This window comes from Streptomyces sp. NPDC043746 (genome assembly GCF_056436485.1).
In genome coordinates, this window is the sequence record NZ_JBWKCM010000001.1 from 291,281 (window position 1) to 317,491 (window position 26,211).

The following is a 26,211-nucleotide window of genomic DNA, read 5'->3' on the forward strand; positions in this document are numbered from 1 at the left end:
ACGTCCCCCCCCCCCCCCCCCCCCCCCCCCCCCCCCCCCCCCCCCCCCCCCCCCCCCCCCCCCCCCCCCCCCCCCCCCCCCCCCCCCCCCCCCCCGCCTGGGCCAGCCCTATGCGGTTGTCCGCGCGACGCCGTCTCCCCGAGTCGGACGGCGTCGGCAGCTCTCGGCCTGGCTCAGCTCTCGGCCAGGATGTGGGAGAGTTCCGTGTCGAGGTCGAAGTGACGATGCTCGGTGCCGGGCGGAACCGCGGCGTCGGTCCTTTTCAGGAACGACTCCAGGGCTCGCGCCGGAGCCTCGAGCAGGGCTTCGCCCTCCGGGGAACTCAGTGCGATGCAGACGACGCCTTGGCCGTGACTCCGTGATGGCCAGACGCGGACGTCTCCGGTGCCGGTGGGCCGGTGCAGCCCCTCGGCAAGGAGGTCACGGGCGAAAACCCACTCGACCGTCTCCTCCGCTCCGGTGTGGAAGGTGGCGTGCACGGCATAGGGATCGGCCGTGTCATACCGCAGGCCCGCGGGAACAGGCAGTGAGGACTCGCTCGACACAACGAGGCGCAGGTGCAGCTCGCAGCTGACCGTGGTGTTCATAAGCGCCAGGGCCTTTCGCTCAGTGTGCGCTCGGGGATTCGCACGTCGGCGAAATCGACATGCCACCTACGGTGGCGTTGTAAACCCCTCTGACCCATTTGTGATGCTTCGGGTCCCTCGCCCAGCGGTGTGTAACTTTGAGTCATGCGTCCATTCAAGTGAAGGTGACGGTTCGGGTAGGTTGAGCTCCATGAACGCGGAGAGTGACGAGCGGACCGGGACCGCCGGAGAGGCGGTCGCGGCCTCCGCCCCGGGGGGCACGGGCAAGGCGGAACGGGAGCTGGGATCGCGGGCGCCGGGCTTCATCAAGGCTTCGAAGCCGCTCCACCTGAGCTGGCAGGTCGGCGTCTTCGTCGTCGGCCTGGGCGTGGTGGTGGCCGGTGTGCTGATGCTGGTGCTGCCGGGGCCCGGGTGGCTGGTGATCTTCGGCGGCATGGCGATCTGGGCGACCGAGTTCGTCTGGGCCCAGGTGGTCCTGCGCTGGACGAAGCGCAAGGTCACCGAGGCCGCCCAGCGGGCCCTCGACCCCAAGGTCCGGCGGCGCAACATCATCCTGACCGCCGCGGGCCTGGTGATCATCGCCGTGCTGGTCGGGATCTACGTCTGGAAGTTCGGGCTCGTCCTGCCGTGGACCGTCGACGAGTAGCCCCCGGGAGCGGCGCCGGGGCGTTCAGGACCACCGCTGACATGGGGTAATGTTTGCGGTGCGCCCGGGCGATTAGCTCAGTGGGAGAGCGCTTCGTTCACACCGAAGAGGTCACTGGTTCGAACCCAGTATCGCCCACCCGGACAATGGCCCCCGAGACTTTCCGAAGTCGCGGGGGCCGTCGCGTTGCCCGCCCCCGTCGTACGGGGGCGGGCAACGAAAGCCTCACCGCATCCGGCCCAGCGCGTCCTTCAGCTTCCGTGCGTCCCGCAGCCGCTGCTCGTACGTGGCGCCCACGGCCAGCAACAGCAGTCCGGCCAGCGCCGGGGGCAGCCAGCGCGGCAGCGCACCGACCACCTGGACGACGTACGGCGCCAGCTCGTGCAGGGTGACCAGGGCCAGGACGGCACCGCCGAGCAGCAGCGGCGCCCGGAGCCGGTACTTCGCCCCCAGGAGCGTGACCACCAGCGCGGCCGCCCCCAGCAGCAGCGGCCGCGGCCAGTCGGGATCGCCCCAGGCCACGGCCAGGCTCGGCAGCAGCGTCGCCGCGAGCCCCGGCCCGTACGCGGTCCAGGAGGACGCCTCGGGGTCCCTGCGCCGCCGCAGTACGCCGATCACCAGGGCGGGCACCGTCACGGGCAGGGTGTACGCCTCCGGGGCCGACACATCCGAGGCGGCCAGCCGGACCCAGGTCGCCGTCACGAAGAGCACCGCCGCCAGATACCCCGCCGCAGGCCGCCGCTCCGGGCGCACCGCGGCCCCGGCCGCCAGCACCCCGCACAGGGCGAGCACCAGGGCCAGGAACGGCGCCCTGGGGGCCGCGAGGCCGATGGCGACCAGCGCGCCCAGCCCTCCGGCGAGCTCCACCGGCAGCGCCACCGGGTGGTTCCGCAGCCGCGCCCCCAGCAGCACCGTCACCGCGGGCACCACGAGCAGCAGCGGGGCCGCCTCGTGCCGGGCTAGCCCCAGGGACCCGGCCACGCACCCGGTCAGGGCCGTAGCCCACACCACCGCGGCCACCGCGAACACGGCCCGCTCCACCACCGGGCGCGTCCGCAGCGCCGCCCCCGCGAAGAGCACCACCAGCGCCCCGAGCACCGCGTACGTCGCGGCCTCCGCGGCCAGCGACAGCAGCCCCGCGCTCACGGCCCCGCCGACCGCCAGCGCCGACGCGGTCACCGCCACGGCGGACGGACCACCCCCGCGCGCCCCGCCGGAACCGGCACCCGCTGTCCCGGCGTACGGCTCCGAGCCACCGGCGCTCCCGCCGGGACCGGCACCAGCACCATCCGCCCCGGCACCAGCACCGGCCGCCCCGGCACCAGCACCATCCGCCCCGGAACCGGCACCCGTCACCTCGGCGCCCCGCCCGGCCCCCGCCACCGCTACCGCCAGCAGACCCGCCACGAGCACCGTCTCCAACGCCACCGCCACCGGGTAGGCAACCCCCAGCGTCGCCGCCGCCAGCAGCACGGCGCCCCAGCCGAGGGCCAGCGCCCCCGCGCCCGCCGCGTCGCGCGCCCGCGCACCCGGAGCGGCCAGGGGAGCGGCGAGCCGCACCAGCGACGGCCACCAGCGGTACGCCGCTCCCAGGCCCCCGGCCGCGACCGCGAGCACCAGCGGGGCCGCGGCCAGCTCCGACCACGCCATCGCCTCGCCGAGCGCGCCCCGGAACCCGTCCGGCGCCCCCGCCCACACCTCGGCCACCAGCTGGACCGGCCCCAGCAGCACCGCCGCGACCCCGGGCAGCGCCCACACCAGCGCCCCGGCCGCCACGGTGGCCGATGCCAGCAGCACCCCGCGTCCGGCGGCGCGTGGCAGCCGTGCCCGTACGACGGACAGCAGGGCCAGCCCGCAGAGCAGGTACACCGGAACGTGCCACGCGCCCGGCACCGCCGCGCGCAGCACCCCGCCGACCGCCGCCACCGCCGTCAGACCGGCCACCGTGCCGCCCAGCTGTGCGTAGCCGCTCGGGGCGCGCCACGCCCCGGCCAGGGCCGCCACGGCCGCCGTGAGCAGCAGCAGGCCCGGCAGGACCGCGCCGAGCGGGCCGTCGGCCGTCAGCGACTCGCCGAGCCCCGTGAGCAGCGTGGCGGACCCCGTCACCGCCAGACCGATGCCCGCCGTGACCCGTACGCCCAGACCCTTGCCCCGGAGGACGATCGCGCCGTCCAGCACGGCCGTCGCCAGCAGCGCCCACCCGACCACGAGCGCCGGGGCACCGGCCGCCCCGGCGCCCAGCAGCAGCGGCCACTGGACGAAGAACACGGCGGCGGGCAGCGGCAGGTGCAGCTTGTCCAGCGCCAGCCCGTACGCCGCCCAGAGGGCCGCGAGCACCGCCGAGGCGATCGCTGTGAACGTGAGCCCGTCCGCGTCCGGTGTCGCCACCGCGTGGATCGCGTACGCGTCCAGCAGCGTCAGCACCAGGGCGAGGGCGGCCAGCGCCTCCGCCGTGGCCGCCAGCTTCCGGCGCAGCAGGAGCGCAGGGGCCGCGAGGGCGGCCACGGTGACCAGCGCCAGGACGGCCGCCCGGCCGCCGATGCCCATCGAGCCCCAGCTGACCAGGGTGAACGCGACGGCCGCGACCGTCAGCAGCAGCCCGCCCAGCGTCAGCAGCACGTTCTGCGCACTGCGCGGCTCGGACGGCTTCGGCGCCTTCGGCACGGCCCCCCACGGCTGGGCCGGCGCCCAGCCGTGGCCCAGGGGCGGGGTGCTCCAGCGCGGGGCGTCCGAAGCCTTCGGCTGCAAGGCGGCGACGAGCCAGGCGCGGCGGGTCAGCAACTGGGCGCGTCGGGCGTCCAGCTGGGCCAGTTCTCGGTCGAGGAGCGCCAGTTCCTCGGCGGGTGGCGGCACGTGTTCCATGGAGGGAGTGTGGGCCCGCCTCTCGGCCTCGCACATGCGCTCGGGTACTCAGTTTCCGCGTTTCCGCGCCTGTGTACGTCCCCGGACCGCCTCCCGGGCCGCGCGGGCGGAAGCGGTTTGAACGAAGCCCGCCGGGACCTGTATGGTTCAACCCGTTCCCGGGCGATTAGCTCAGTGGGAGAGCGCTTCGTTCACACCGAAGAGGTCACTGGTTCGAACCCAGTATCGCCCACCGGGGAAAGCCGGTCCGCCAGTATCACGGCGGACCGGCTTTCACATGTCCGGACCGTTGACCGCGCGTTCGGACCATCTGCCGCCTAGGCCGCCGCGGGCAGCGCCGGGCGCAGCGGCCACGCCGGGTCCACCGCCTCCGGGGTCCCGCTCTTGGCGAACCACGCCTCCAGGCCGCGCGCCTGAGCCGCGTGCCAGGTCGCCTGGAGGGTGTGCAGCTCGGCGGGGGAGACCCGCTCCAGCCGGGAGGCGAAGCGCCGGCATATCGCCCGCACCAGCAGCAGCGAGGCCGTGGCGTCGGCCGCCGCGTCGTGGGCGCCGTCGAGCGGCACCTCGTACAGCTCGCACAGGTCCTTGAGCGTGCGCCTGCCCTTGCGGTAGCGGTCCAGGTGTTTGTCCAGCACCCGGGGGTCGATCACGCGCAGCGGCACATCCGCCAGGTATCCCGCCATCGACGAGGCGCGGTGCCGCTTCAGTTCGCGGTCCAGCAGGGTCAGGTCGAACGGCGCGTTCATCACGACCAGCGGCCGGCCCGTCGCGCAGCTCTCGGCCAGCGAACGGGCGACCTCGTCCATCACCGGCGCGGGCCAGCGGCCGTTGCGCTGGAGGTGATCGTCCGTCAGGCCGTGGATCTCGGTGGCCCCCGCGGGCACCGGGATGCCCGGGTTGACCAGCCAGCGGGTGGTGCGGACGCGTCCGCCCGTCGTGTCCTGCGCGACGAGAGCGGCCGAAACGATCCGGTCCTGCTCGACGTCCACGCCTGTCGTCTCCGTGTCAAAAGCGGCCAGCGGCCCTTCGAACCAGTGCATCATCCCCGAACTCCTCGCACCTGCACGGCAGATGGAGTGATTCCTCTGCCCGATATCGGTGATACCCGGGCCGTTTGCCTGATACGCCGTTTGCGGGCGTCCTCCTGCGGTGACAACACAGTCAGGGGGGAGGGGGGTTGCTCCTCGGTCACCTCCGGCGTCCTCCTTCTCGACGCCACCTCTCACGTCTTCTCCGACATCACTTCTGACATCCCACTTCTGACGGCACGTCCGGAAGGCATACGGAGCCATGGCGCTCGCACAGCCCGACCCCGGGGGGCCGCCCGCCCGCGCCGAACGGTTCGGGCCGGTGGAACGGCGCAACGCGCCGCTGCGCGGCTCCCTCGCCACCACCGCCTGCATGGAGACCCTCCAGGTGGGCTATCTGCACGCCGTCGCCGCCGCGGCGGGCTGCTCGCTCTCCCAGCCCTTCCCCGACAACGGCATCGACTGGCACGTCAGCCACGGCGCCGCCGCCCACACCGTCGACGACGAAGTGACCATCAAGGTGCAGCTCAAGTGCACCTATCAGATACCGCCGCACCCGGCGGGCGGGGCGTTCTCCTTCACGCTCGACAACGCCCACCTCGTCAAGCTGGCCCGCACCCCGGTCTCGGTCCACAAGATCCTGGTGGTGATGATCGTGCCGCGCAGCCAGGACGAGTGGCTGAGCGCCGGGCCCGGCAGCCTCGATCTGCGGCACTGCTGCTACTGGACCAACCTGGCCGGCCATGCGGTGACGGGCCGGCACCGGACCACCGTGCGCATTCCGACCTCACGGATCTTCGACGACCGCGCACTCTGCGACATCATGGCCCGCGTCGGGGCCGGAGGGAGACCCTGATGCACCGGTCGATGGACGAACCCCGGGGCCCGGTGGAGCTGCCCGGCGCCCGGTCGCACCCCGCCACGAGCAGGGAGTACGCCGACCCGGCGGGCGAGGGGGCCCCGCCGCCCGACCCGGCCGTGCTCACCGCGCTCCTGGACCGGTACGGCTGGCAGCGGCGCGGCGGGGCCGCCGGGCGATACAGCCGCTGGTCCCCGCCCGGCACGGCCGCCGGCGCCAGCCTGCTCGTCCCGGAGAACGCGGCCTTTCCCGACGCCGGCGACCTGCTCTCCGAGGCGCTGACCGCGCTCTCCCGCAGTGCCGCCCCCTCCGCCCGGGACGTCCTGGTCGCCCTCGCCGTGCCCAGCGACGAGATCCGCTGGTGGCGCGAGGTCCCCGAGTCGGCGGCCGGGGCGGCGGGCGCCTCCGGGTGGGCGGAGGCGGAGGAGCTGCGCTCGGCGGCCCGTCAGATCCTCCTCGCCGGGGCGCTGGCCGCGCGCGGCCGGGCCGGATACCACGGGGCCAGGCACCGCAGGAAGGCCCGTGCGGCGCTGGACTCCGCCCTCATCGGCCCCGCGCCGGGCGGCCGCCGGCTCACCGCGTTCGTGCCCGTCGACTCCGGGCGGGCCGTCGCCGTGCAGCTGTGCCACGCCCTGCACGCCACCCGGGAGGCGGTGGACTACCAGCGCGCCACCGGGGGCATGGAGGCGTTCGACAGCGCGGTGGCGGCGGGCGTCAGCCGGGAGCTGACCGAGGCGCTGGTGGCCCTGGTGAGGGGCACCGAGGGGGCCGGGATCGATGTGCGGTGGGCGCCCGCCGCGGGCACCCCGGACGGCTGCCCGGCCCGTCCCGCGCCCGTCGAGTTCTCCCCGGGCGACCTGCCCGCCCTGCGCTCCGCCGGGGCCCGCTACCTCCGCGAGGAGCCCGCCGTCCCGGTCCGGGTCACCGGCGCGGTGGTCCGGCTGCGCCGCTCGGGGCCGCGCGGACCCGGGATCGTACGGCTGCGGGTGCTGGCGGGGGCGGAGGTCGCGCACGTACGGGTGGAGCTGGACGAGGAGGCGTACCGGATCGCGGCCCACGCCCACCTGGTCGGGCTGCCGCTGCGGGTGGAGGGGCGGCTGGAGCGGCGCGGCGGCTTCCGGCGGCTCACCGGGGCCTCGCAGGTCGCGCCCGTCCAGGTCGACGAGGCGGAGCGGGACCGGCTGATGAAGGCGCTCCAGGAGAACGTGGACTTCTTCGAGGAGGCGTGCGCGGGGGAGGGGCCGTAGGGCCTGCGGTTAGGCGTTCGCATCGGGGGCTGAGGGCTCGGTACGATTCGTATTGCCTAGCCATACGAAGGCAGGCATCCCCCTCAGTCAGGAGAGACCGGTGTCAGACGTCCGTGTGATCATCCAACGCGATTCCGAGCGGGAAGAGCACGTGGTGACGACGGGCACGACCGCCGGTGAGCTCTTCCCCGGTCAGCGCACCGTCGTCGCCGCGCGCGTCGGCGGCGAGCTGAAGGACCTCTCGTACGTGCTCCAGGACGGCGAGAGCGTCGAGCCCGTGGAGATCTCCTCCCCCGACGGCCTCGACATCCTGCGCCACTCCACCGCGCACGTCATGGCCCAGGCCGTGCAGGAGCTGTTCCCCGAGGCCAAGCTCGGCATCGGCCCGCCGGTCAAGGACGGCTTCTACTACGACTTCGACGTCGAGAAGCCGTTCACCCCCGAGGACCTCAAGGCCATCGAGAAGAAGATGCAGGAGATCCAGAAGCGGGGACAGAAGTTCTCCCGCCGTGTGGTCTCCGACGAGGACGCCCGCGAGGAGCTGGCCGACGAGCCGTACAAGCTGGAGCTGATCGGCATCAAGGGCTCCGCCTCCTCCGAGGACGGCGCGAACGTCGAGGTGGGCGGCGGCGAGCTGACCATCTACGACAACCTGGACGCCAAGACCGGCGAGCTGTGCTGGAAGGACCTCTGCCGGGGTCCGCACCTGCCCACCACCCGGTTCATCCCGGCGTTCAAGCTGATGCGGAACGCGGCGGCGTACTGGCGCGGCAGCGAGAAGAACCCGATGCTCCAGCGCATCTACGGCACCGCCTGGCCCACCAAGGACGAGCTGAAGGCGCACCTGGAGTTCCTGGAGGAGGCCGCCAAGCGCGACCACCGCAAGCTCGGCAACGAGCTGGACCTCTTCTCCTTCCCCGACCAGATCGGCCCCGGCCTCGCGGTCTTCCACCCCAAGGGCGGCGTGATCCGCCGGGCCATGGAGGACTACTCGCGCCGCCGCCACGAGGAGGAGGGCTACGAGTTCGTCTACTCGCCGCACGCCACCAAGGGCAAGCTCTTCGAGCAGTCCGGCCACCTGGACTGGTACGCCGACGGCATGTACCCGCCCATGCAGCTCGACGACGGGGTGGACTACTACCTCAAGCCGATGAACTGCCCGATGCACAACCTGATCTTCGACGCACGCGGCCGCTCCTACCGCGAACTGCCGCTGCGCCTCTTCGAGTTCGGCACGGTGTATCGCTACGAGAAGTCGGGCGTCGTGCACGGCCTGACCCGCTCGCGCGGCTTCACGCAGGACGACGCGCACATCTACTGCACCCGTGAGCAGATGGCGGAGGAGCTGGACCGCACGCTCACCTTCGTGCTGAACCTGCTCCGCGACTACGGGCTCACCGACTTCTACCTGGAGCTGTCCACCAAGGACCCGGAGAAGTACGTCGGCTCCGACGAGACCTGGGACGAGGCCACCGAGACCCTGCGCCAGGTGGCCGAGAAGCAGGGCCTGCCCCTCGTGCCCGACCCGGGCGGCGCCGCGTTCTACGGACCGAAGATCTCCGTGCAGTGCAAGGACGCCATCGGCCGCACCTGGCAGATGTCGACCGTGCAGCTCGACTTCAACCTGCCGGAGCGCTTCGACCTGGAGTACACCGGCCCGGACGGCGCCAAGCAGCGCCCGGTGATGATCCACCGCGCCCTGTTCGGCTCCATCGAGCGCTTCTTCGCCGTGCTCCTGGAGCACTACGCGGGCGCCTTCCCGGTCTGGCTCGCCCCGGTCCAGGCCGTCGGCATCCCGATCGGTGACACCCACATCCCCTACCTCCAGGAGTTCGCCGCCAAGGCGCGCAAGCAGGGGCTGCGGGTGGACGTGGACGCCTCCTCGGACCGGATGCAGAAGAAGATCCGCAACCAGCAGAAGAACAAGGTCCCGTTCATGATCATCGCTGGTGACGAGGACATGGCCAACGGTGCCGTCTCCTTCCGCTACCGCGACGGTTCGCAGGAGAACGGCATCCCGGTCGACGAGGCCATCGCCAAGATCGCCAAGGCCGTCGAGGACCGAGTCCAGGTCTGATCCCGGCGTCGGTCACGGCCCCCGGAGCGCTAACCCCGCTCCGGGGGCCGTTTCTCGTCCTCCCGCGCGAACACCTGGATCAGCCAGGACGAGAACGACCCCGTCACCGCGCCCAGCAGCGCCAGGCCGCACGCCATCAGCCCCGCCGCGACCACCCGCCCCCAGAACGTGACCGGCGTGGCGTCGCCGTATCCGACCGTCGTCAGCGTCGCGCACGCCCACCACACCGCGTCCCCGAACGTGCGGATCGAGGCGTCCGGGGCCCGGAGCTCCAGGTGGTACACGGCGAGCGAGGCGGCGAACCCGAGCAGGACGGCGGTGATGCCCGCGTACGCCATCACCCGCGCGTACAGGTCCAGCCGCGGCCGGTCGCGGCGCTGCTGCACCGCCTGGTAGACCTTCACCATCCGCAGCGGGCGCAGCAGCGGCAGGAGCAGGACCACGGTGTCGACCCAGTGCACCCGCGGGAATCGCCAGCCCAGACCGCTGAGCCGCAGCCGCGTGACGTAGTCGACGAGGAAGAGCAGCCAGGTCGACCAGACGAGGGCCAGCGCGAGGTCGTTCCAGGGCTCGGCCTCGTGCGGGGTCAGCACCCGGACCGCGTACCCGGCGAGGAAGAGCAGCCCCGCGAGGAAGAGCGGCACCTCCGTGCGCTGCTCCCAGCGGGTCAGCCTGGCGGGGGGCTCGGGGGCGGGGCGCTGGCTCATCGCCTCAGCATCGCCGGGCGGCAGGCGGCTCGGCCCCGGCGACACGGTCCGTGCGGGTGACGCAATATGCTGATCGGCATGACGAGTGAGCCGGAGCAGCAGATCGGCGTGGGGACGCCGGACGCGTTTCAGCGTCTGTGGACACCCCATCGGATGGCGTACATCCAGGGCCAGGACAAGCCGAGCGGCCCGGGGGCCGAGGACGGCTGCCCGTTCTGTTCGATTCCGGCGAAATCCGACGAGGACGGACTCGTGGTGGCGCGCGGCGAGCACGTCTACGCGGTGCTGAACCTCTACCCGTACAACGGCGGACACCTCATGGTCGTCCCCTACCGGCACGTGGCCGACTACACCGAGCTGGACGGCCCGGAGACGGCGGAGCTGGCGGACTTCACCAAGCGGGCGATGGCCGCCCTGCGCGCCGCCTCGGGGGCGCACGGCTTCAACATCGGGATGAACCAGGGCTCGGTCGCCGGTGCGGGGATCGCCGCCCATCTGCACCAGCACCTGGTGCCCCGCTGGGGCGGGGACACCAACTTCATGCCGGTCATCGGCCATACCAAGGTGCTGCCGCAGCTCCTGGGCGACACCCGGAAGATGCTGGCCGACGCCTGGCCGGCGGGCTGAGCCTCCGGCGTGCGCGCGGGAGAAGGCCTGGGCGAGTCGTCTCGTGCCTGAAGAAGGGCCCTGCTGATCCTTTCGGCAAGGCCCTTCCGCCGTGTCCGTACGCCGGTCTACGCGTCGTACACGTCGGCCTTGCGCGGGGCGGGGTCCTGGACGAGGCCGCTCAGTACCATCGAGCGGTTGTCGAAGCGCTCGGTGTCCACTCCGTTCTCCTCAAGGACCCGCATCGCCGCCGAGTGGACCACCCGCAGCACCGGGGTGGCCGCCCGCATCGCGTCGTCCGCCATGAAGCGGTGGTTCCACGGCTTGGCGGCCCAGGCGTGCCGCAGTCCGAAGGGCTCCGGGAGCACTATCTTGCCGCCCAGGTAGTCGAGGATCGGCGGATACCAGGTGAAGGGCGCCCGCAGGGCCAGCCGGACGACCTCCCGCGCCTCCACGATCGGCAGCTGGATGTCCCGGGTCTCCCAGAACCGCACGGTCTTGTTGACCGTCTTCGTACGGGCGGCGGGCTTGGCGAAGAACAGCCCGTGCACCGGGCCCAGCGCATGGCCGGTGACCTCGATCCGCAGGGTCTCGTGGAGCACGGTGACCGTGATCATCATGGTGATGACCAGCTGGCCGTCCCAGAGCGTGAACTGCACGCCCAGATAGTGCCGGTCGCCGCTGCCGAACTGCTGGTGGTTGCAGATCCGCTGTATCTCGTGCGGCTTCACCTGGAAGGTCGCCACGTCCTCGCCCTGGGGGCGGGAGACGGAGTCGGCGTTCTCCCCGATGGGGGAGACGATCCAGTGCTTCACGGACGGCTTGGGGAAGCCGCCGGTGTTGAGAGGGCCGCGCTCCAGCATTTTCAGCTGGTCGTGGATGATCCGGATCAGGTCCCAGCTGCGGAACTGGTGGATCTCCTTCGTCGGGTCCTTCGGTGTCAGCTCCTCGGCCAGCTGCCAGCTGCCCCACCGGGTGCCCATGCCGAGGATGCCCTTGGGTCCGGCGTAGAAGACCGCGTTGGACTGCTGTTCCGCCGAGAGCTTCTCCAGCCCCTGGCGCAGCGCCTCGCGCGCGGTCTCGTTGGGGTTCTTCGGCACCGCCTCCGGGATCTTGGCGATCACCCCGGTGCCGGAGAGCAGCCCGTCCCAGCGGGCCCGCAGATCCCGGGCGGAGGTCTCCGCGACCCGCTTGGCCAGGAACCAGCCGATCACCGGGGCGACGATCGCGCCCCGGGCGTAGAGCGGCCAGAAGCCGTCCGTCGGCAGCTTCCACAGCAGGATCAGCGCGCCGACCCCGAACGCGGCGAGCAGCACCGTGCCGACCGCGCGGAACGCTGCGTCCTTGGACTTGGCGAGCGCGTCCTTGATGCGGAAGGCGACGACCCACAGGATCATCCCCGGCAGGAACAGGAAGCCGAACACCCCGGTGATCAGCGTGAGCCGGGTGTCGCGCGCCTTACGGAGGTTGGTCGCCGAGAGGCAGTGCTCCACCACCGTCTGCGGATCGGTGCCGAAGGACTGGACGAGCGCGGCCCGGGAACCGCCGAGCATCCGCTCCTGCACGGCACGGGAGAACGCCTCGCCCAGATTCGGCTTGAAGTAGTCGGACTTGAAGAGCTTGGAGGCGCCCGCCTTCACCGTGGACTTGTGCCACTCGCTGTTGGCGTCGAGGATCGTCTCCACCGGGCTGTCCCGGTACGCGGCCGAAGCCAGGGCATTGGTCGCCACCGACTGGCCGCCTGACCCCTGGATCGGGATCTGCGCCCCGGGTGAGAAGTCGAAAACGTCGTTGGCCACTGTCTGTCGCCCCCACTCGCCGCACGGTCTGCTCCTGCGGTGTGCCCAACTACCGTACGCGGCATACCTTCTGAGCTGCGACCACAGCGTATCGTCCGCGCCCCCGCACCGCCCGTCACCCGAAGGGACGCGGGCGGTGTTTGCGACAGTGCGCCGGTCACGCGCCGGGTGGTCCCTCCCCCCGTTCCGTGCGGACCTTCTCCGCCAGCTGCTGCGGCATCGCCTCGAACCGGGCATGGGTCCGGTCGAACCGGCCGGTGCCATGGGTCAGCGAGCGCAGGTCCAGCGCGTATCTGCCGATCTCCGTCTCCGGCACCTCCGCCCGCACCAGTGTGCGCCCTCCGGGACTCTGCTCGGTGCCCACCACCCGGCCGCGCCGCCCCGAGAGATCGCTCATCACCGGGCCCACATAGCCGTCCGGGACCAGCACGGCCACCTCGCATACCGGCTCCAGCAGCTGTATGCGGGCGTCGGCGGCGGCCTCGCGCAGCGCGAGCGCCCCGGCGGTCTGGAAGGCGGCGTCGGAGGAGTCCACCGAGTGCGCCTTGCCGTCGAGCAGCGTGACCCGCACGTCGACGAGCGGATGTCCGGCCGCCAGGCCCCGGGCGGCCTGCGCCCGGACGCCCTTCTCCACCGACGGGATGAACTGGCGGGGCACCGAGCCGCCGACGACCTTGTCCACGAACTCGATCCCGCTCCCCGCCGGCAGCGGCTCCACCTCGATCTCGCAGATCGCGAACTGCCCGTGCCCGCCGGACTGTTTGACATGCCGTCCGCGCCCGGCCGCCCGCCCGGCGAAGGTCTCGCGCAGGGCGACCCGGTACGGCTCGGCGTCGACCCGGACGCCGTACCGGTGGCGCAGCCGCTCCAGGGCGACCTCCTGGTGGGCCTCGCCCAGGCACCACAGGACGACCTGACGGGTGTCCGGGTTCTGCTCCAGGCGCAGGGTCGGGTCCTCCGCGACCAGTCGGGCCAGCGCGTGCGAGAGCTTGTCCTCGTCCGCCTTCCCATGCGCCCGCACGGCCGTCGGCAGCAGTGGGTCCGGGGCCGACCAGGGCTCGATGAGGACCGGGTCGCCGGGGGCGGAGAGGGTGTCACCGGTCTCCGCCTCGCCCAGCCGCCCCACACAGACCAGATCGCCCGCCACGCATCCCTGGGCCGGATGCTGCTGCCTGCCGAACGGGGTGGTGAGCGCGGTGACCCGCAGCTCCGCCTCGTGGCAGGGGCGCGGCTCGTGGCCCGCCGTGTCCAGGCCGTGGCCGCACAGATGCACGGTGTCGTCGGGCCGCAGGGTGCCGGAGAAGACCCGCACCAGCGAGATCCGGCCCGCGTACGGGTCGGACGACGTCTTGACGACCTCCGCGAGCAGCGGGCCCTCCGGATCGCAGGCCGGGGCGGACCGGGGGGAGCCGGAGGGGGTGGTGACCGTGGGCGGGGTGCGCTCCAGGGGGGTGGGGAAGCCGCGCGTGATCAGCTCCAGCAGCTCCACCGTGCCGATGCCCTGCCGGGCGCCCTCGGCCGCGGGGGCTGCGGCCAGCACGGGGAAGAAGGTGCCCCGGGCCACGGCCCGCTCCAGATCCCCGATCAGTGTCGCCATGTCGATGTCCTCGCCCCCGCCGTCGAGATACCGGTCCATCAGGGACTCCTCCTCGCTCTCCGCGATGATCCCCTCGATCAGCCGGTTCCGGGCCTCGTCCAGCGGGCCTTCCTCCTCGGGCGCGGGCGGCAGCTCGGCCCGCTCCCCGGAGGAGTAGTCCAGGATCCGCCGGGTGAGCAGCCCCGTCAGCCCGGTGAGCGGCGCGTGCCCGTCGGCACCCTCGGGCCCGAGCATCGGCAGATAGAGCGGCAGTACGGCATCGGGGTCGTCCCCGCCGAACGTCTCAGCGCAGATCCGGGTCATCTCCTCGAACGACGTCCGCGCGGTGTCGAGATGGGTGACCACGATCGCCCTCGGCATCCCGACGAGCGCGCACTCCTCCCACACCGCCCGGGTCGTCGCCGCCACCGACTCGGCCTCCTGGGCCGCCGAGACGATGAAGAGGGCCGCGTCCGCCGCCCGCAGACCGGCCCGCAGCTCCCCGACGAAGTCGGCGTACCCCGGGGTGTCCAGCAGATTGACCTTGCGGCCGTCCCACGCCACCGGCACCAGGGAGAGCTGTACGGAACGCCGTCGCCGCCGCTCGATCTCGTCGTGGTCGGAGACGGTCGCCCCGTCCTCGACCCGGCCCGCCCGGTTGAGCGCCCCTGCCGTCAGGGCCAGAGCCTCGACCAGGGTGGTCTTGCCCGAACCGCTGTGACCGACCAGCACCACGTTCCGTACGTCCACGGGGTGGTCGGCCGTCGGTACGCCTCCGGCGGCCCCGGGGTGTGCGTGTGCCTTCTCGCCCATGGTGTGCCTCCCGGAGGACGACGCGGTACGGGCGAGGCGAAGAGGAGCCGGCCGCGCCCAGGTCCTTCTTGGGTCCTTCTTCTCGGTCCTTCGAGCTTGGCACCGGGCCGCCGACCCGTCCATACAGCGGACCCCCGGCCGCGTCCTGGGGGCAGCCGGTGCGGTGACACCCCAGCCCGCGGGTGCCCGTCCGGTGATGGGCATCGGTCGTGACTACGATGGGCCAGCCGGTGGCCGATGGGGCCGCTCGGCCAGCCGAACCCTCGGGAAAGCCATGCTGAACAAGTACGCGCGTGCATTTTTCACGCGTGTCCTCACACCGTTCGCCGCCCTGCTGCTCCGCCTCGGGGTCAGCCCCGACGCGGTCACCCTCATCGGCACGGCCGGAGTGATGGCGGGTGCGCTGGTCTTTTTCCCGATGGGGGAGTTCTTCTGGGGCACCATCGTCATCACCCTGTTCGTCTTCTCCGACCTCGTCGACGGCAACATGGCCCGGCAGGCCGGGATCTCCAGCCGGTGGGGCGCGTTCCTCGACTCGACGCTGGACCGGGTCGCGGACGGGGCGATCTTCGCCGGGTTCGCCCTCTGGTTCGCGGGCCGGGGCGACGACAACATCCTCTGCGCGGTCGCGATCTTCTGCCTGGCCAGCGGTCAGGTGGTCTCGTACACCAAGGCGCGCGGCGAGTCGATCGGACTGCCGGTCGCGGTGAACGGACTGGTGGAGCGGGCCGAGCGGCTGGTCATCTCGCTGGTCGCGGCCGGTCTCGCCGGACTGCACAAGTTCGGCGTTCCGCACATCGACATCCTGCTGCCGATCGCGCTGTGGATCGTCGCCGCGGGCTCCCTGGTGACCCTGATCCAGCGCGTGGTGACGGTACGCCGGGAATCCGCCGAGGCCGACGCGGCCTCGGCCGCCAGCGGACCGGTCGACCGATGAGCGCGCTCAAGGGCCGGATCACCGACGGGCTGTACGGGCTCGGCTGGGGCGCGGTGAAGAAGCTGCCCGAACCCGCAGCCGAGGCCCTGTTCCGTACGATCGCGGACCGGGCCTGGAAGCGGCGCGGCAAGAGCGTGCTGCGGCTGGAGTCCAACCTGGCGCGAGTGGTCCCGGACGCGGGCCCGGAGCGGCTGGCGGAGCTGTCCCGGGCCGGGATGCGCTCGTACATGCGGTACTGGATGGAGTCGTTCCGGCTGCCGACCTGGACCCCCGAGCGGATCAAGGCGAGCATCGACGTCACCGGCGCCCACCTGCTCACCGAGGGTCTGGACACCGGGCGGGGCGTCGTCCTGGCCCTGCCGCACCTCGGCAACTGGGACCTGGCCGGCGCCTGGGTCACCACGGATCTCAAGGTCCCTTTCACCACCGTCGCCGAGCGGCTGAAGCCCGAGTCGCTCTACGACCGGTTCGTCGCCTACCGCGAGGGCCTCGGCATGGAGGTGCTGCCGCACAGCGGCGGGGCGGCCTTCGGGACGCTGGCCCGGCGGCTGCGCGCGGGCGGCCTGGTCTGCCTCGTCGCGGACCGCGACCTCTCCGCCTCCGGGGTCGAGGTGTCGTTCTTCGGCGCCACCGCCCGGATGCCGGCCGGCCCCGCCCTGCTCGCCCAGCAGACGGGCGCGCTGCTGCTGCCGGTGACCCTCTGGTACGACGGCACCCCCGTGATGGGCGCCCGCGTCCACCCGGCGGTCGAGGTCCCGGAGGAGGGCACCCGCGCGGAGCGGACGGCGGCCATGACCCAGGCCCTGGCCGACGCCTTCGCCGGGGGCATCGCGGAGCACCCGGAGGACTGGCACATGCTCCAGCGCCTCTGGCTGGACGACCTGGAACCCCGGGGAGAGCGCACGTGAGGACCGAGTCCCCGGGAGAGCGCACATGACGATCGAAAGCCGGGGAGAGCACATGAGGACCGGAATCCGGGGAGAGCACACGTGAAGATCGGCATCGTCTGCCCGTACTCCTGGGACGTCCCCGGCGGCGTCCAGTTCCACATCCGCGACCTGGCCGAACACCTCATCGGCCTCGGCCACACCGTCTCCGTCCTGGCCCCGGCCGACGACGAGACCCCGCTGCCGCCCTACGTCGTCTCGGCGGGCCGGGCCGTCCCCGTCCCGTACAACGGCTCCGTCGCCCGGCTGAACTTCGGCCTCCTCTCCGCCGCCCGGGTCCGCCGCTGGCTCCACGACGGCACCTTCGACGTCATCCACATCCACGAGCCGACCTCCCCCTCGCTCGGACTGCTCGCCTGCTGGTCGGCGCAGGGCCCGATCGTGGCCACCTTCCACACCTCCAACCCGCGCTCCCGGGCGATGATCGCCGCGTATCCGATCCTCCAGCCCGCCCTGGAGAAGATCAGCGCGCGGATCGCGGTGAGCGAGTACGCCCGGCGCACCCTGGTCGAGCACCTGGGCGGGGACGCCGTGGTCATCCCGAACGGCGTCGACGTCGGCTTCTTCGCCAAGGCCGAGCCCAAGCCCGAATGGCAGGGCCAGACCCTCGGCTTCATCGGACGCATCGACGAACCCCGCAAGGGCCTCCCCGTCCTGATGAAGGCCCTGCCCGCCATCCTCGCCGCCCGCCCGGAGACCCGTCTGCTGGTCGCGGGGCGCGGGGACGAGGAGGAGGCGGTGGCATCGCTGCCGAAGGAGCTGCGCGAGAGGGTGGAGTTCCTCGGCATGGTCAGCGACGAGGACAAGGCCCGGCTGCTGCGCAGCGTCGATGTGTACGTGGCCCCGAACACGGGCGGCGAGAGCTTCGGCATCATCCTGGTGGAGGCCCTGTCGGCGGGGGCCCCGGTCCTCGCGAGCGACCTGGACGCCTTCGCGCAGGTGCTGGACCAGGGCGCGGCGGGGGACCTCTTCGCCAACGAGGACGCCGACGCGCTGGCCGCCGCCGCGATCCGGCTGCTGGGCGACCCGGAGCGCCGGGCGGGGCTGCGGGAGCGGGGAGAGGCCCACGTACGGCGGTTCGACTGGGCGACCGTGGGGGCCGACATCCTCGCGGTGTACGAGACGGTGACGGACGGGGCCGCGTCGGTCGCGGAGGACGAACGGTCGGGGCTGCGGGCGCGGTTCGGACTGGCGCGCGACTGAGGCGCCCGCGCCGGGGCGTGCGCTCCTGCTCCCGGGGGGGCGGGTGCCCGTGGGAACCGGGGGCGTGGCCTCCCGAGGGAACCGGGCGCGCGGGCTCCTGTTGAAGGACCCGGCCCCGGCGACGGTAGCGTGTGCGTCCGTGACCGTCACCCTCATCATCTGGATCGTCGTCGCGCTCATCGCGATCGGCGTCTACCTCAGCTGGACCGCCGGCCGCCTGGACCGCCTCCACTCCCGGATAGACGCCGCCCGCGCCGCCCTCGACGCCCAACTGCTGCGCCGCGCCTCGGTCACCCAGGAGCTGGCCACATCCGGCGTCCTGGACCCGGCGGCTTCCATCGTCCTGTACGAGGCCGCCCACGCCGCCCGCCAGGCCGAGGAGGACCACCGCGAGGTCGCCGAGAGCGAGCTGAGCGCCGCCCTGCGCGCCGTCTTCGGTGAACCGGCCCAGGTGGAGGCGGTGAAGGAGGTCCCCGGCGGCGAGGACGCGGCCACCGAGCTGGCCGCCGCCGTACGGCGCGTACCGATGGCCCGGCGCTTCCACAACGACTCCGTACGTGCCGCCCGCGCCTTGCGCAGGCACCGCACCGTACGGCTGTTCCGGCTGGCCGGGCACGCCCCGTTCCCGCTCGCCTTCGAGATGGACGACGCCCCTCCGGTGGCTCTCGCGGACCGCCCCGGCACCTGAGCGGCGAGCGGATACGGGGCCAAAACGATCCACAGCCTCCCTATTGGCCCTTGCAGTGGACCGGTGGCACAGCGTTTCCTCGGTGGCGCAGTATCCAGTGTCTTTCACCGAGTGAGGTCCCGTGTCCACGCTTCCCAGCACCCCGCAGTCCGCCGAGTCCCCCGCCACCGGCACCGCCCGCGTCAAGCGCGGCATGGCCGAGCAGCTCAAGGGCGGCGTGATCATGGACGTCGTCGACGCCGAGCAGGCGAAGATCGCCGAGGACGCTGGCGCCGTGGCCGTCATGGCCCTGGAGCGGGTCCCGGCCGACATCCGCAAGGACGGCGGCGTGGCCCGGATGTCGGACCCCAACATGATCGAGGAGATCATCGGGGCCGTCTCCATCCCCGTCATGGCCAAGTCCCGCATCGGCCACTTCGTCGAGGCCCAGGTCCTCCAGTCCCTCGGCGTCGACTACATCGACGAGTCCGAGGTCCTCACCCCGGCCGACGAGGTCAACCACAGCGACAAGTTCGCCTTCACCACCCCCTTCGTCTGCGGTGCCACCAACCTGGGCGAGGCCCTGCGCCGCATCGCCGAGGGCGCGGCCATGATCCGCTCCAAGGGCGAGGCCGGCACCGGCAACGTCGTCGAGGCCGTCCGCCACCTGCGCCAGATCAAGAACGAGATCGCCAAGCTGCGCGGCTTCGACAACAACGAGCTGTACGCCGCCGCCAAGGACCTGCGCGCCCCCTACGAGCTGGTCAAGGAGGTCGCGGAGCTGGGCAAGCTGCCCGTCGTGCTCTTCTCCGCCGGTGGTGTCGCCACCCCGGCCGATGCCGCGCTCATGCGCCAGCTCGGCGCCGAGGGCGTCTTCGTCGGCTCCGGCATCTTCAAGTCCGGTGACCCGGCCAAGCGCGCCGCCGCCATCGTGAAGGCCACCACCTTCTACGACGACCCCAAGGTCATCGCGGACGCCTCCCGCAACCTGGGCGAGGCCATGGTGGGCATCAACTGCGACACCCTGCCCGAGTCCGAGCGCTACGCCAACCGCGGCTGGTAACCACTGATGAGCGACACCCCTGTGATCGGCGTCCTGGCTCTCCAGGGCGACGTACGGGAGCACCTGATCGCCCTGGCCTCGGCGGACGCCCTGGCCAGGCCCGTCCGGCGCCCCGAGGAGCTCGCCGAGGTCGACGGCCTGGTCATCCCGGGCGGCGAGTCCACGACCATGTCCAAGCTGGCGGTCCTCTTCGGCATGATGGAGCCGCTGCGCGAGCGGGTGCGGGCGGGGATGCCGGTCTACGGCACCTGCGCCGGGATGATCCTGCTGGCCGAGAAGATCCTGGATCCCCGCTCGGGCCAGGAGACCGTCGGCGGCATCGACATGATCGTGCGGCGCAACGCCTTCGGCCGGCAGAACGAGTCCTTCGAGGCGGCGGTCGAGGTCGCCGGGATCGAGGGCGGCCCGGTGGAGGGCGTGTTCATCCGCGCCCCCTGGGTGGAGTCCGTCGGGGCCGAGGCCGAGGTCATCGCGGAGCACGGTGGCCACATCGTGGCCGTACGCCAGCGACATGTCCTCGCGACGTCGTTCCATCCCGAACTGACCGGCGACCACCGTGTGCACGCTCTCTTCGTGGACATGGTGCGCGCGGTGAAGTGAGTGGACCCCGGTAGGATCTCTCGGGTTCGACTCGATTTTGGTGACGCGAAGGAGAAGGCAGATGTCCGGCCACTCTAAATGGGCTACGACGAAGCACAAGAAGGCCGTGATTGACGCCAAGCGCGGCAAGCTCTTCGCGAAGCTGATCAAGAACATCGAGGTCGCGGCGCGCTCCGGCGGCGTGGACCCCGATGGCAACCCGACCCTCGTCGACGCCATCCAGAAGGCGAAGAAGAGTTCCGTCCCGAACAAGAACATCGAGTCCGCCGTCAAGCGCGGCGGCGGACTCGAAGCGGGCGGGACCGACTACGAGACGATCATGTACGAGGGGTACGGCCCCAACGGTGTCGCGGTGCTCATCGAGTGCCTCACCGACAACCGCAACCGTGCCGCCTCCGACGTACGTGTCGCGATGACCCGGAACGGCGGCTCGATGGCCGACCCGGGCTCCGTCTCGTACCTCTTCAACCGCAAGGGCGTCGTGATCGTGCCCAAGGGCGAGCTGACCGAGGACGACGTCCTCGGCGCGGTGCTCGACGCGGGCGCGGAGGAGGTCAACGACCTGGGCGAGACCTTCGAGGTGGTCAGCGAGGCCACCGACATGGTCGCGGTGCGCACCGCGCTCCAGGAGGCGGGCATCGACTACGACTCCGCCGAGGCCAACTTCCTGCCGACCATGCAGGTCGAGCTGGACGAAGAGGGCGCGCGCAAGATCTTCAAGCTCATCGACGCGCTGGAGGACAGCGACGACGTGCAGAACGTCTTCGCCAACTTCGACGTGTCCGACGAGGTCATGGAGAAGGTCGACGCCTGAGGCGCGGCCGACACAGCACGCTGCGACGGGCCGACGGGGACACACCCCGTCGGCCCGTCGTCCTGTCGGTTCCGACGCTTTGTCAGTGCGAGCCGATAGCCTGCGGGAACAGATGAACGAGTGGGCGTGGCGAGCAGTGAGGACAGGGGGCTCCATGCGGGTTCTGGGCATTGACCCGGGACTGACCCGGTGCGGTGTCGGCGTGGTCGAAGGAGTGGCGGGCCGCCCGCTGACCATGCTCGGCGTCGGCGTCGTGCGCACCTCGGCCGACGCGGAGCTGGGCGACCGGCTCGTCGCCGTGGAGCGGGGCATCGAGGCCTGGCTCGACGAGTACGCCCCGGGATACGTGGCGGTGGAGCGGGTCTTCGCCCAGCACAACGTCCGTACGGTGATGGGCACGGCCCAGGCCAGCGCGGTGGCCATGCTCTGCGCCGCCCGTCGGGGCATCCCGGTCGCCCTGCACACCCCCAGCGAGGTCAAGGCGGCCGTCACCGGCTCCGGCCGCGCGGAGAAGGCCCAGGTCGGGGCCATGGTGACCCGGCTGCTGAGGCTGGACGCCCCGCCCAGACCGGCCGATGCCGCCGACGCCCTGGCCCTGGCCATCTGCCACATCTGGCGAGCCCCGGCGCAGAACAGGCTCCAGCAGGCGGTGGCGGCCCACCGAGGACCGGGCGCGCCCCGCACGACAGGCGGGCCTGCCGTATCCCGCACGCCCCGTCCATCCACCACGACCGGCGCGTCCGCAGCGTCCCGCACGCCCGGCGCATCCACCACGACCGGCGCGTCCGCGGCGTCCCGTACGCCCGGCGCAGCCGAGACTTCCCGCACGCCTCGCGCCCCCCGCACGCTGAAAGGCCCCGCCGCATGATCGCCTTCGTCTCCGGCCCGGTGGCCGCTCTCGCCCCGACCACGGCCGTCATCGAGGTCGGCGGTGTCGGGATGGCCCTCCAGTGCACCCCGCAGACCCTCGCCGGGCTGCGGGTCGGCCAGGAGGCCAGGCTCGCCACCTCGCTCGTCGTCCGGGAGGACTCCCTCACCCTGTACGGCTTCGCGGACGACGACGAGCGGCAGGTCTTCGAGCTCCTCCAGACCGCCAGCGGCGTGGGCCCCCGCCTCGCCCAGGCCATGCTGGCCACCCACAGCCCCGACGCGCTGCGCCTGGCCGTCTCCACCGGCGACGAGAAGGCGCTGACCGCCGTCTCCGGCATCGGGAAGAAGGGCGCCCAGAAGCTGCTGCTGGAGCTGAAGGACCGGCTCGGTGAGCCGGTCGGCGCGCACATCGGCCAGCAGGGCGTCGGTACCCCGGTGACCTCCGGCTGGCGCGACCAGCTCCAGGCCGCGCTGATCGGCCTCGGCTACGCGAGCCGCGAGGCCGAGGAGGCTGTCACCGCCGTCGCCCCGCAGGCCGAGGCGGCCGTGGCCGAAGGCGCCGCACCCCCCGTGCCGCAGCTCCTGCGGGCCGCCCTGCAGACTCTCAACCGCGCACGCTGACCGGCACCGAACCACCGAAGAGGCCCCGAAATGAACTGGGACGAGACCGGACCCGAGACCGACGAGCCCACCGGCCCGGTCTTCGACGACCGGCTGGTCGACGCGGACGCGGACGGCGAGGACACCGCGGTCGAGGCGGCCCTGCGCCCCAAGGACCTGGAGGAGTTCGTCGGCCAGGAGAAGGTCCGTGAACAGCTCGACCTGGTCCTCAAGGCGGCCCGCGCGCGCGGTGCCACCGCCGACCATGTGCTGCTCTCCGGCGCCCCCGGCCTCGGCAAGACCACCCTCTCCATGATCATCGCGGCGGAGATGAACGCCCCGATCCGCATCACCTCCGGCCCCGCCATCCAGCACGCCGGCGACCTCGCGGCGATCCTGTCCTCCCTCCAGGAGGGGGAGGTCCTCTTCCTGGACGAGATCCACCGCATGTCCCGGCCCGCCGAGGAGATGCTCTACATGGCGATGGAGGACTTCCGCGTCGACGTCATCGTCGGCAAGGGCCCCGGCGCCACCGCGATCCCGCTGGAGCTGCCCCCCTTCACCCTGGTCGGGGCGACCACCCGGGCCGGGCTGCTCCCGCCCCCGCTGCGCGACCGCTTCGGCTTCACCGGGCACATGGAGTTCTACGCCCCCGCCGAGCTGGAGCGCGTCGTCCACCGTTCCGCCCGCCTCCTGGACGTCGGCATCGACGCGGACGGCGCCGCCGAGATCGCCGGGCGGTCGCGGGGCACCCCGCGCATCGCCAACCGCCTGCTGCGCCGGGTCCGGGACTACGCCCAGGTCAAGGCCGAGGGCACGATCGACCGGGAGATCGCGGCGGCGGCCCTCAAGGTGTACGAGGTTGACGCCCGCGGACTCGATCGGCTGGACCGCGCGGTGCTCGGAGCGCTGCTGAAACTCTTCGGCGGCGGGCCGGTCGGCCTCTCCACCCTCGCGGTCGCCGTGGGGGAGGAGCGCGAGACGGTCGAAGAGGTCGCCGAGCCCTTCCTCGTACGGGAAGGACTGCTGGCCAGGACGCCGCGCGGCCGGGTCGCCACCCCGGCCGCCTGGGCCCACCTGGGGCTGGTTCCGCCGTCCCACGGCGCAAAGGGGCAACAGGGTTTGTTCGGGGCGTGATGTGTCACAGATTGACCCGTAGCGGAACCAGGGTGCGATGCTGGGCGTTGTTCCATCGATGCGGACTCATCTAGACTCCGCCGATGCCGCCCTTACAGGTCGGTGTACCCACCCCCGTATATACAGGCCGCATTCCAGCGCGGTCGTGCGAAGGAATTCCCGTCCCGTGGATATCTTGACTCTCCTCCCCTTCATCGTGCTCATCGGGGCCATGTTCCTGATGACCCGCTCCGCCAAGAAGAAGCAGGCGGCGGCCGCGCAGATGCGCAACGACATGCAGCCCGGTACCGGCGTCCGGACGATCGGGGGGATGTACGCCACCGTCAAGGAAGTCCACGACGACACCGTCCTCCTCGAAGTAGCCCCGGGCGTGCACGCCATCTACGCGAAGAACGCGGTCGGCGCCGTCCTGGACGATGCGGAGTACAACCGCATCGTCCACGGTGACGACGACGAGCTGGACGCGGACGGCACCGTCGTCCCGGACGACGCCTCCTCGCTCACCGGCGAGCCCGGCACGGACAAGGCCGACGTCGCCAAGATCGACCTGGGCAAGGACGAGGCGGCCGACGACGGCGCCGGGTCCAAGGACGACGCGGCGGCCAAGGACGCCAGGGGCGAGGGCAAGGCCGACGGCGAGACCGGCACCAAGTAGTCCTCACACGGTCCCGGGGACGTCGCGCGCCCACCGGCGCGTGGCGTCCCCGAGACCGTCGAGGCCGTCTGGCGGGGGTGGGTCCCCACAACACTTCATGGCCGCCCGGGCGCGTACCCGGCGCAGGGCGGTTGGACAGGGAGAAACGAGAAGGTGGCAGCACCCAAGAAGGGACGAGGGCCGTCCGGCGGTCATGGGAGGCCGGGACGTGCCCTGGCTCTGATCCTCATCGCCATGGTCGCGCTCACCGGCGGGATGTTCCTGTCCGGACACACCGCCCCCAGGCTGGGCATCGACCTGGCCGGCGGTACGTCGATCACACTCGAGGCACAGAACCAGCCCGGTAAGCCGAACGCGATCAACCCGACCAACATGGACACGGCGGTCGGGATCATCGAGCGGCGTGTCAACGGGCTCGGCGTCTCCGAGGCAGAGGTTCAGACCCAGGGCGATCGCAACATCATCGTCAACATTCCCAAGGGCACTGACTCCGAGCAGGCCCGGGACCAGGTCGGCACCACCGCCCAGCTGTACTTCCGGCCCGTGCTGACGGTGGCGGCGAGCGGTCCCGCACCCTCCGCGTCCCCGACGCCCTCGGGCAGCGCCACGCCGAGCGGCGAGGCCACCCCGAAGAGCGAGGACAAGGGCGAGGAGGCCACCGGCGAGGAGGCCACCCCCTCCCCGAGCTCCACCACCCAGGGCCGCGCGGTCACCGGGGCCCTGAAGGCCCCCACGCCGACCCCCTCGGGTTCCGGCGAGCCCGAGCCGTCCGACACCCCGGAGACCACGCCGTCCGCGGACCCGGCGACGGCCAAGCTCCAGGAGGAGTTCGCCAAGCTCGACTGCTCCGACCCCGAGCAGCGGGCCGAAGCGGGCAAGAACGCCAAGGCCACGGACTCCACGGTCGGCTGCGGCTCGAACGTGCCCGGCAGCTACGAGAAGTACGTTCTCGGCCCCGCCGAGGTCTCCGGCAGCGACGTCGACGACGCCAAGGCCGCCATCGACCAGCAGACCGGCGAGTGGATCGTGTCGATGGAGTTCACCTCCGCCGGCGCCAAGAAGTTCCAGACGATCACCAGCCGGCTCTCCCAGCAGCAGCCGCCGATGAACCAGTTCGCGATCGTCCTCGACAGCGAGGTCGTCTCCGCTCCCTCGGTGCGCACCGCGCTCAGCAAGAACGCCCAGATCTCCGGCAGCTTCACCCAGCAGTCGGCCGAGGAGCTCGGCAACATCCTCTCCTACGGCGCTCTCCCGCTGACCTTCCAGGAGGCGAGCGTCACCACCGTCACCGCCGCCCTCGGCAGCGAGCAGCTCAAGGGCGGCCTGATCGCCGGTGCCATCGGTCTGGCGCTGGTCGTCATCTATCTGGTGGTCTACTACCGGGGCCTGTCGTTCATCGCGCTCCTGAGTCTTCTGGTCTCCGGTGTGCTGACGTACACGATCATGTCCCTGCTGGGCCCGGCCATCGGCTTCGCGCTGAACCTGCCGGCGGTCTGCGGAGCGATCGTGGCCATCGGTATCACAGCGGACTCGTTCATCGTCTACTTCGAACGCGTCAGGGACGAGATCCGCGAGGGACGCACACTCCGTCCGGCCATCGAGCGCGCCTGGCCGCGCGCCCGCCGCACCATCCTGGTCTCCGACTTCGTGTCGTTCCTGGCCGCCGCCGTGCTCTTCGTCGTCACCGTCGGCAAGGTGCAGGGCTTCGCGTTCACCCTCGGACTGACCACGCTGCTCGACGTCGTCGTGGTGTTCTTCTTCACCAAGCCCCTCATGACGCTGATGGGCCGGACGAAGTTCTTCTCCAGCGGTGGCGCGTGGTCCGGGCTGGACCCGAAGCGGCTGGGCGCACCCCCGCCGCTGCGCCGCTCGCGCCGTGTCAACGCCCCCATCGAACCGAAGGAGGCGTGA

The 26,211-nt window shown here is 72.1% G+C and carries 23 protein-coding genes and 2 tRNA genes; 19 read left to right on the top strand and 6 right to left on the bottom strand.

Annotated elements, in window-relative coordinates; genetic code table 11:
- Window positions 1–173: 173 nt before the first annotated feature.
- Window positions 174–587, bottom strand: a complete 414-nt coding sequence (locus AC0682_RS01420) for an SsgA family sporulation/cell division regulator (RefSeq protein ID WP_003959770.1) — start codon at window positions 585–587, stop codon at window positions 174–176.
- A 190-nt stretch (window positions 588–777) separates the two neighbouring features.
- Between AC0682_RS01420 and AC0682_RS01425 the strand changes: the two genes are divergently transcribed.
- Window positions 778–1,233, top strand: coding sequence for a TIGR02611 family protein (locus AC0682_RS01425; RefSeq protein ID WP_254812974.1), 456 nt, complete (start codon window positions 778–780; stop codon window positions 1,231–1,233).
- Between the two features lie 66 nt (window positions 1,234–1,299).
- Window positions 1,300–1,371: transfer RNA gene (locus AC0682_RS01430), tRNA-Val, on the top strand.
- 87 nt (window positions 1,372–1,458) lie between these two features.
- Here AC0682_RS01430 and AC0682_RS01435 read toward each other — a convergent pair.
- Window positions 1,459–4,095, bottom strand: coding sequence for an SCO7613 C-terminal domain-containing membrane protein (locus AC0682_RS01435; protein WP_478530429.1), 2,637 nt, complete (start codon window positions 4,093–4,095; stop codon window positions 1,459–1,461).
- A 160-nt stretch (window positions 4,096–4,255) separates the two neighbouring features.
- Here AC0682_RS01435 and AC0682_RS01440 point away from each other — a divergent pair.
- Window positions 4,256–4,327 (top strand) — tRNA-Val (locus AC0682_RS01440).
- 85 nt (window positions 4,328–4,412) lie between these two features.
- Here AC0682_RS01440 and AC0682_RS01445 read toward each other — a convergent pair.
- The gene (locus AC0682_RS01445; protein ID WP_478530430.1) at window positions 4,413–5,138 is read right to left on the bottom strand and encodes an exonuclease domain-containing protein; all 726 of its coding nucleotides are present in this window, start codon (window positions 5,136–5,138) and stop codon (window positions 4,413–4,415) included.
- Between the two features lie 247 nt (window positions 5,139–5,385).
- Between AC0682_RS01445 and AC0682_RS01450 the strand changes: the two genes are divergently transcribed.
- The 3 genes from AC0682_RS01450 to thrS all read left to right on the top strand — a co-directional run bounded on the left by AC0682_RS01450 (window position 5,386) and on the right by thrS (window position 9,306).
- Window positions 5,386–5,979: a DUF4365 domain-containing protein gene (locus tag AC0682_RS01450; protein ID WP_254812977.1), complete on the top strand. Its 594-nt coding sequence runs from the start codon at window positions 5,386–5,388 to the stop codon at window positions 5,977–5,979.
- Window positions 5,979–7,229, top strand: coding sequence for a hypothetical protein (locus AC0682_RS01455; RefSeq protein ID WP_478530431.1), 1,251 nt, complete (start codon window positions 5,979–5,981; stop codon window positions 7,227–7,229). Before AC0682_RS01450 ends, AC0682_RS01455 begins: the two co-directional genes overlap by 1 nt.
- A 100-nt stretch (window positions 7,230–7,329) precedes the next feature.
- Entirely contained in the window at window positions 7,330–9,306 is a 1,977-nt protein-coding gene (gene thrS, locus AC0682_RS01460) for a threonine--tRNA ligase (protein WP_254812979.1), read from the top strand.
- A 29-nt stretch (window positions 9,307–9,335) separates the two neighbouring features.
- On the opposite strand, the gene AC0682_RS01465 is transcribed toward thrS, so the two are convergent.
- The gene (locus AC0682_RS01465) at window positions 9,336–10,013 is read right to left on the bottom strand and encodes a potassium channel family protein (RefSeq protein ID WP_254812980.1); all 678 of its coding nucleotides are present in this window, start codon (window positions 10,011–10,013) and stop codon (window positions 9,336–9,338) included.
- 66 nt (window positions 10,014–10,079) lie between these two features.
- On the opposite strand from AC0682_RS01465, the gene AC0682_RS01470 reads away from it, so the two are divergent.
- On the top strand, window positions 10,080–10,640 hold the full coding sequence (locus tag AC0682_RS01470) for an HIT family protein (protein WP_019765397.1): 561 nt from the start codon (window positions 10,080–10,082) through the stop codon (window positions 10,638–10,640).
- Window positions 10,641–10,747: 107 nt separating this feature from the next.
- Here AC0682_RS01470 and AC0682_RS01475 read toward each other — a convergent pair whose 3' ends face one another.
- Both AC0682_RS01475 and AC0682_RS01480 read right to left on the bottom strand, forming a co-directional pair.
- Window positions 10,748–12,418, bottom strand: coding sequence for a hypothetical protein (locus AC0682_RS01475; protein ID WP_254812981.1), 1,671 nt, complete (start codon window positions 12,416–12,418; stop codon window positions 10,748–10,750).
- Between the two features lie 157 nt (window positions 12,419–12,575).
- A complete protein-coding gene (locus AC0682_RS01480; protein WP_478530432.1) occupies window positions 12,576–14,807 on the bottom strand; it encodes an elongation factor G-like protein EF-G2 in 2,232 nt (743 codons plus the stop codon).
- Between the two features lie 274 nt (window positions 14,808–15,081).
- Here AC0682_RS01480 and pgsA point away from each other — a divergent pair, with 274 nt between their 5' ends.
- The 12 genes from pgsA (at window position 15,082) to secD (ending at window position 26,211) form a co-directional block, all read left to right on the top strand.
- On the top strand, window positions 15,082–15,744 hold the full coding sequence (pgsA, locus tag AC0682_RS01485) for a phosphatidylinositol phosphate synthase (RefSeq protein ID WP_478530433.1): 663 nt from the start codon (window positions 15,082–15,084) through the stop codon (window positions 15,742–15,744).
- Window positions 15,741–16,652: a phosphatidylinositol mannoside acyltransferase gene (locus AC0682_RS01490; RefSeq protein ID WP_478530434.1), complete on the top strand. Its 912-nt coding sequence runs from the start codon at window positions 15,741–15,743 to the stop codon at window positions 16,650–16,652. Before pgsA ends, AC0682_RS01490 begins: the two co-directional genes overlap by 4 nt.
- An 81-nt stretch (window positions 16,653–16,733) precedes the next feature.
- A complete protein-coding gene (locus AC0682_RS01495) occupies window positions 16,734–17,894 on the top strand; it encodes a glycosyltransferase family 4 protein (protein WP_254812983.1) in 1,161 nt (386 codons plus the stop codon).
- Window positions 17,895–18,033: 139 nt separating this feature from the next.
- Entirely contained in the window at window positions 18,034–18,582 is a 549-nt protein-coding gene (locus AC0682_RS01500; RefSeq protein WP_254812984.1) for a hypothetical protein, read from the top strand.
- 121 nt (window positions 18,583–18,703) lie between these two features.
- Window positions 18,704–19,624 carry a pyridoxal 5'-phosphate synthase lyase subunit PdxS gene (pdxS, locus tag AC0682_RS01505; RefSeq protein WP_019765392.1) on the top strand — a complete coding sequence of 307 codons (921 nt, stop codon included), beginning with the start codon at window positions 18,704–18,706 and terminating at the stop codon, window positions 19,622–19,624.
- Window positions 19,625–19,630: 6 nt separating this feature from the next.
- Window positions 19,631–20,224: a pyridoxal 5'-phosphate synthase glutaminase subunit PdxT gene (gene pdxT / locus AC0682_RS01510; protein WP_254812985.1), complete on the top strand. Its 594-nt coding sequence runs from the start codon at window positions 19,631–19,633 to the stop codon at window positions 20,222–20,224.
- A 61-nt stretch (window positions 20,225–20,285) separates the two neighbouring features.
- A complete protein-coding gene (locus tag AC0682_RS01515) occupies window positions 20,286–21,038 on the top strand; it encodes a YebC/PmpR family DNA-binding transcriptional regulator (protein WP_029395566.1) in 753 nt (250 codons plus the stop codon).
- 154 nt (window positions 21,039–21,192) lie between these two features.
- On the top strand, window positions 21,193–21,906 hold the full coding sequence (gene ruvC / locus AC0682_RS01520) for a crossover junction endodeoxyribonuclease RuvC (RefSeq protein ID WP_478530435.1): 714 nt from the start codon (window positions 21,193–21,195) through the stop codon (window positions 21,904–21,906).
- Window positions 21,903–22,529 carry a Holliday junction branch migration protein RuvA gene (gene ruvA, locus AC0682_RS01525; RefSeq protein WP_254812987.1) on the top strand — a complete coding sequence of 209 codons (627 nt, stop codon included), beginning with the start codon at window positions 21,903–21,905 and terminating at the stop codon, window positions 22,527–22,529. Before ruvC ends, ruvA begins: the two co-directional genes overlap by 4 nt.
- A 30-nt stretch (window positions 22,530–22,559) precedes the next feature.
- Entirely contained in the window at window positions 22,560–23,645 is a 1,086-nt protein-coding gene (gene ruvB, locus AC0682_RS01530; RefSeq protein WP_254812988.1) for a Holliday junction branch migration DNA helicase RuvB, read from the top strand.
- Window positions 23,646–23,811: 166 nt separating this feature from the next.
- Window positions 23,812–24,300 (top strand): preprotein translocase subunit YajC, encoded by a 489-nt coding sequence (gene yajC / locus AC0682_RS01535; RefSeq protein WP_254812989.1) that lies wholly within the window; start codon window positions 23,812–23,814, stop codon window positions 24,298–24,300.
- Window positions 24,301–24,453: 153 nt separating this feature from the next.
- A complete protein-coding gene (gene secD, locus AC0682_RS01540) occupies window positions 24,454–26,211 on the top strand; it encodes a protein translocase subunit SecD (RefSeq protein WP_254812990.1) in 1,758 nt (585 codons plus the stop codon).

Coding starts and splice junctions, on each gene's coding strand:
- AC0682_RS01455 (WP_478530431.1), top strand. CDS start 5,979: ATGCACCGGTCGATGGACGAACCCCGGGGCCCGGTGGAGCTGCCCGGC.
- AC0682_RS01490 (WP_478530434.1), top strand. CDS start 15,741: ATGAGCGCGCTCAAGGGCCGGATCACCGACGGGCTGTACGGGCTCGGC.
- AC0682_RS01465 (WP_254812980.1), bottom strand. CDS start 10,013: ATGAGCCAGCGCCCCGCCCCCGAGCCCCCCGCCAGGCTGACCCGCTGG.
- pdxT (WP_254812985.1), top strand. CDS start 19,631: ATGAGCGACACCCCTGTGATCGGCGTCCTGGCTCTCCAGGGCGACGTA.
- AC0682_RS01445 (WP_478530430.1), bottom strand. CDS start 5,138: ATGATGCACTGGTTCGAAGGGCCGCTGGCCGCTTTTGACACGGAGACG.
- AC0682_RS01450 (WP_254812977.1), top strand. CDS start 5,386: ATGGCGCTCGCACAGCCCGACCCCGGGGGGCCGCCCGCCCGCGCCGAA.
- pgsA (WP_478530433.1), top strand. CDS start 15,082: ATGCTGAACAAGTACGCGCGTGCATTTTTCACGCGTGTCCTCACACCG.
- AC0682_RS01515 (WP_029395566.1), top strand. CDS start 20,286: ATGTCCGGCCACTCTAAATGGGCTACGACGAAGCACAAGAAGGCCGTG.
- AC0682_RS01435 (WP_478530429.1), bottom strand. CDS start 4,095: ATGGAACACGTGCCGCCACCCGCCGAGGAACTGGCGCTCCTCGACCGA.
- ruvA (WP_254812987.1), top strand. CDS start 21,903: ATGATCGCCTTCGTCTCCGGCCCGGTGGCCGCTCTCGCCCCGACCACG.
- AC0682_RS01425 (WP_254812974.1), top strand. CDS start 778: ATGAACGCGGAGAGTGACGAGCGGACCGGGACCGCCGGAGAGGCGGTC.
- AC0682_RS01420 (WP_003959770.1), bottom strand. CDS start 587: ATGAACACCACGGTCAGCTGCGAGCTGCACCTGCGCCTCGTTGTGTCG.
- ruvB (WP_254812988.1), top strand. CDS start 22,560: ATGAACTGGGACGAGACCGGACCCGAGACCGACGAGCCCACCGGCCCG.
- ruvC (WP_478530435.1), top strand. CDS start 21,193: ATGCGGGTTCTGGGCATTGACCCGGGACTGACCCGGTGCGGTGTCGGC.
- AC0682_RS01470 (WP_019765397.1), top strand. CDS start 10,080: ATGCTGATCGGCATGACGAGTGAGCCGGAGCAGCAGATCGGCGTGGGG.
- AC0682_RS01480 (WP_478530432.1), bottom strand. CDS start 14,807: ATGGGCGAGAAGGCACACGCACACCCCGGGGCCGCCGGAGGCGTACCG.